Source organism: Leisingera coralii (genome assembly GCF_049056525.1).
Lineage (GTDB): Bacteria > Pseudomonadota > Alphaproteobacteria > Rhodobacterales > Rhodobacteraceae > Leisingera > Leisingera coralii.
The window spans coordinates 1-3,721 of sequence record NZ_JBHUPT010000126.1; the positions used below are offsets into that span (position 1 = coordinate 1).

The 3,721-nt window shown below is 52.6% G+C and carries 4 protein-coding genes; 2 read left to right on the forward strand and 2 right to left on the reverse strand.

The window, feature by feature from the left end; genetic code table 11:
* Positions 1 to 233: integrase core domain-containing protein (locus ACFMBG_RS23990; protein ID WP_421057151.1), on the forward strand; the 233-nt coding region annotated here is incomplete at its 5' end.
* A gap of 156 nt (positions 234 to 389) precedes the next feature.
* On the opposite strand, the gene ACFMBG_RS23995 is transcribed toward ACFMBG_RS23990, so the two are convergent.
* Positions 390 to 1,301, reverse strand: coding sequence for a LysR family transcriptional regulator (locus tag ACFMBG_RS23995; RefSeq protein WP_421057152.1), 912 nt, complete (start codon positions 1,299 to 1,301; stop codon positions 390 to 392).
* Positions 1,302 to 2,130: 829 nt separating this feature from the next.
* On the opposite strand from ACFMBG_RS23995, the gene ACFMBG_RS24000 reads away from it, so the two are divergent.
* Positions 2,131 to 3,057: a trypsin-like serine peptidase gene (locus tag ACFMBG_RS24000; RefSeq protein ID WP_421057153.1), complete on the forward strand. Its 927-nt coding sequence runs from the start codon at positions 2,131 to 2,133 to the stop codon at positions 3,055 to 3,057.
* Positions 3,058 to 3,355: 298 nt separating this feature from the next.
* On the opposite strand, the gene ACFMBG_RS24005 is transcribed toward ACFMBG_RS24000, so the two are convergent.
* Positions 3,356 to 3,721: DDE-type integrase/transposase/recombinase (locus tag ACFMBG_RS24005; RefSeq protein WP_421057154.1), on the reverse strand; the 366-nt coding region annotated here is incomplete at its 5' end.

The following is a 3,721-nucleotide window of genomic DNA, read 5'->3' on the forward strand; positions in this document are numbered from 1 at the left end:
TCCCGGTCATGGACTTACCGGCAAGAAGAATACCGGCGATCCCGGGGACAGAGCCCCGATTACGCCATCTGAACGAGCACTTGTTTGCGAGCCTGCGCCATGCCCGTCACCTGATCCACGCCTGGCGCGACGACTACAATCACCACCGCCCGCATTCGAGTCTCGACGGGCTCACCCCGCGGGAGTATCACCAACGGTCAAGAGAGGACCAAACCCTGAACAGAGCGAACTGAAATACGCGGACTCTAAGGGGAGCACGTCAGATGGTGACTGCAGGCCCCATGGCTCTGGAAGTGCCAAGGTTACGCTGCAGCTGCTGGATCGAACCTGGCTTGGGCGATCATTCTCCAACAGACTGCACTGCAGAGAAGGATAGTTCGTGCAGATTTCTAGATATCCCAAGTAGCTTCTTCACTTACGATCTTCCGGAGCACGGCGATTGCTTTGTCCAGAGCTGGGTGGGGGATATCCGCGGGGCGGACGATATACATGGGATACGCGAACGTTGCAGCTTCTTTGACCATGCCGATTTGACCTGTTCTCAAATAGGGAGGGGCCGCGCTTTGCCTGCCATATGCGGCCCCGCCATTCTTGAGGACGTGCTTCGCTGCAAGGGGTCCGTAGTCAAAGGACAGTGAGGCCCCTTCGAATCGAGGGTAGCTTTGCCTGAATGTCGCATTGAAGGCCTCTCCCCAGTCTACATATGCAAACCTTGGGTCGTATACAGAGCGGATGCTAGGATCCGTCGTGTACAGCGCGAGCCGATCCTCCATCAGCAGATCTGCCTTCAATCCCGCTCTTTCGGGGGGCGCATGCATCAAAGCCACATCAATTGTCCCCTCAGAAAACCGGTCGATCAGGTCTCCAGGAATATCAACTTTGCTGCGCAGCGCAGTTTCCGGCATCTCAACCGTCAAACGGCTGATCCATCTGCTCATCCAGGTGGCTGCTACATTCACCTCAGCGCCTAGCAAAAGAACGGAAGAAAAGCCTTCCGGGACGGCAAGGTCGCTTTTCAGGCGCTCCCCAAGCTGAACAAAAGTAGGAGCTTGCCGCAGAAAGAGTTTGCCTGACCTGGTTAACACCGCTCCCGATTTGCGTCTGATCAGAAGCTGTCTCCCGAGGTTTTCCTCAAGCTTTTTGATGCGTGCGCTGACCGTGGTCTGGGCAACGTTAAGCCTCGCTGCAGCTTGTCCGAAGTTTCCCGCCGAGGCAACTTCGATGAAAGTTTTCACAACGTCGGTGTCCACAATAGCCTCCGTGAAGCAGTATTGTTGCTCATACGCAGCGAAATAAATCATTGTACAATTAGATGGAAGGGGGGGTATCAAAAATTAGTGAAGAATTCACCGGTAGAGTGATCTTGAATGTCGAGCAAGATTATCGAATTTCCAGCGCGCGCAAAGTTGCAGCTGCATGATTGGAGGGTTTTTATCCTCTCAAGAAGTAGTCGCGGAGTTTATTTTGATCAAATTCCAAGGCGTGCGAACCCGTTTTCTGCGAACACAAACATACCAGATACTTGCGAAGTTAAGCTCCAAGGAGAGAAAAATCTCACAATAGGCGTTTTAGATAATATTAGGATAGGGGTTTGGGGGCGCCTCCTGGCTGCCTGTCGCGATATGTTCGCTCCCTTGAGCACCGGTCAGCGTTTGAAATCACCACCTTCGGAGCTTGAAAATTCTCGTGGAGATGACGTTGAGCCGGGTACCTACGGAGGGGGCGCTGAAGTTCCAGAGGCACATTGGAGCACCCTAAAGAGGCCTGATGTCCTTTGGGAGTTTCTTGATGCAGAATCTGAAAAAATATCTAATAACAAAGGCTTGGTCTTAGAAAGGCCGACTCTCATAATTTGCTCAACCCTTACATGCGGGCGCCGGTTAGCCCGCTACTTCACATCTCAAGGCGTAGAAGCACACCTAGTCACAGACGTGGACGAAGGGTTTGGCGTTCTCCAGGGGCAACCGGATGCCTGGTCCATGGCCATTCTGGATCTCGATAGTTTCGGAGGCATTCTGGAGTTGTCCGATGACCTTATGGACTTCCGGATCGAAGCTCCGGAGGTGCCTGTTCTTTTGCTGTCATCTGGGTTCTCCCGGGATGATTTGACGGAGGAGCGTTTGCCAATGTGTGACGCTTCAATTCGAAGCCCGGCTCTTTCCCTTTCTATTCTTAATGGGGCGAAGGCTGCAATTGAGAATAATAAATCTTGGCGCCGCCGTTGCAAAATACCTAGTCACTGATGGGGTGATTTCATCGGCCGCCCGTATTGTTCTAATAGGAGAGACGGATGAAATGAATGTGGCTGCAGATCGGGCAATGAAGCTTGCATTGCTTTCCACATTCTGTGTTTTGATTATTATTGCCCCTAGTTGGGCAATTTCAGGTAATGCAAGTAAAGACCCGCGCCCTGAAATTTTTAATGCTATTGGAAAAATTCATATTGGCGGGCTTAACTTTTGTACGGGCACCCTCGTCAGACCAGACTTGGTCGTCACTGCCGCACACTGCCTGTCAGATCGGGAGACCAAAGCTGTCTTCCGCCCCGAAGACGTATCAGTACACTTCGCGGTGTATGGAAAGAGATCAAGGCTCACCAGAATTGCCAAGAAGCTTGTGACGCACCCAAAGTATCGCTTCAGTGATCCGGCCGAGAACAATCTGCGAACTGACATTGCTTTCCTGCTTCTCGATCAGCCCGTGCCAGAAGATGTTGTGGAACCCATTCCGATTGCAGCGGGCTTGCAGCGGCAGGCGAAAGTCTCCATCCTATCCTATAGCCAACATAGACGAAGAGACCTAAAAATAGACAATGATTGCAATTTTCTAGGCGCAAGCCATCTTGCAGTTGCTTTTTCCTGCAAAGTCGATTTCGGCGCGTCCGGGGCACCAGTGATTTCATGGAGCGGAGAACACGAGCCAAGCCTGGTTTCAATCATTGCAGCCAAAGCCATGATGGGCGAAGAGCCTGTGGCGCTCGGCGCGGTAATTGATGCGGCCGCAGTTGCAGTTTTACGCAGCGTAAGCTGCGCGCCCGGACAGCCAATTTATTGTTAGGATCAAGGGACAAAAGTTGCTTTGGCGTGTTCTCAGGAAAATAAATTTCCGCGAGGGAAAGCCTATCTTTCTCCAAATAATGCATCTCCAATAAACCTTTTACGTCAGATCTGCCGGCCAACTGCTGATCGGGCCGCAGTGGGGAAATTCCCTGATCGACTGCGTCACACAAAAGCATATGCACACTCACGATAATATCGCGCCAGTCAACTCACACCCCAATCATCCGGTCTAGAGGCAAAGGGGTCCGTTGCATTAACGGCAGAGAGCTGTGTTTGTCGTCGGCTTTGCTCGGTTATCACGCAGCCTCCTGGAACAGTTTGTCGATGAAGGCGATCTCGTTGATCACCCCGGTTTCACAATTCTCGAATTGGCCTTTTCGAATGGTGCGGAAGGTTTCGATGCCAGCGAGCGCGGCCTTGGCTCCGGCAAGCGTCTGGAACCCGCGCATGGGACGCAATCGCTGCTTCAGTGCGGCATGATCACTCTCGATCCGATTGTTCAAATACTTGCGGTCAACGTGGCGGATAGCATTATCAGGCCCGAGTCGGCCGTTGATCTCGCCGATCGCCTTTGCATAGCTGTGCGCCTTGTCGGTGACGATTGTAAGCGGCTGATAACACCGAACGGTGTCTCGCGCTTGGCGCAGAAATGCCCTCGCTGC

What these genes read in the sequence shown, in the direction of transcription:
- ACFMBG_RS23995 (WP_421057152.1), bottom strand. Translation starts at nt 1,301, where the DNA reads ATGATTTATTTCGCTGCGTATGAGCAACAATACTGCTTCACGGAGGCT.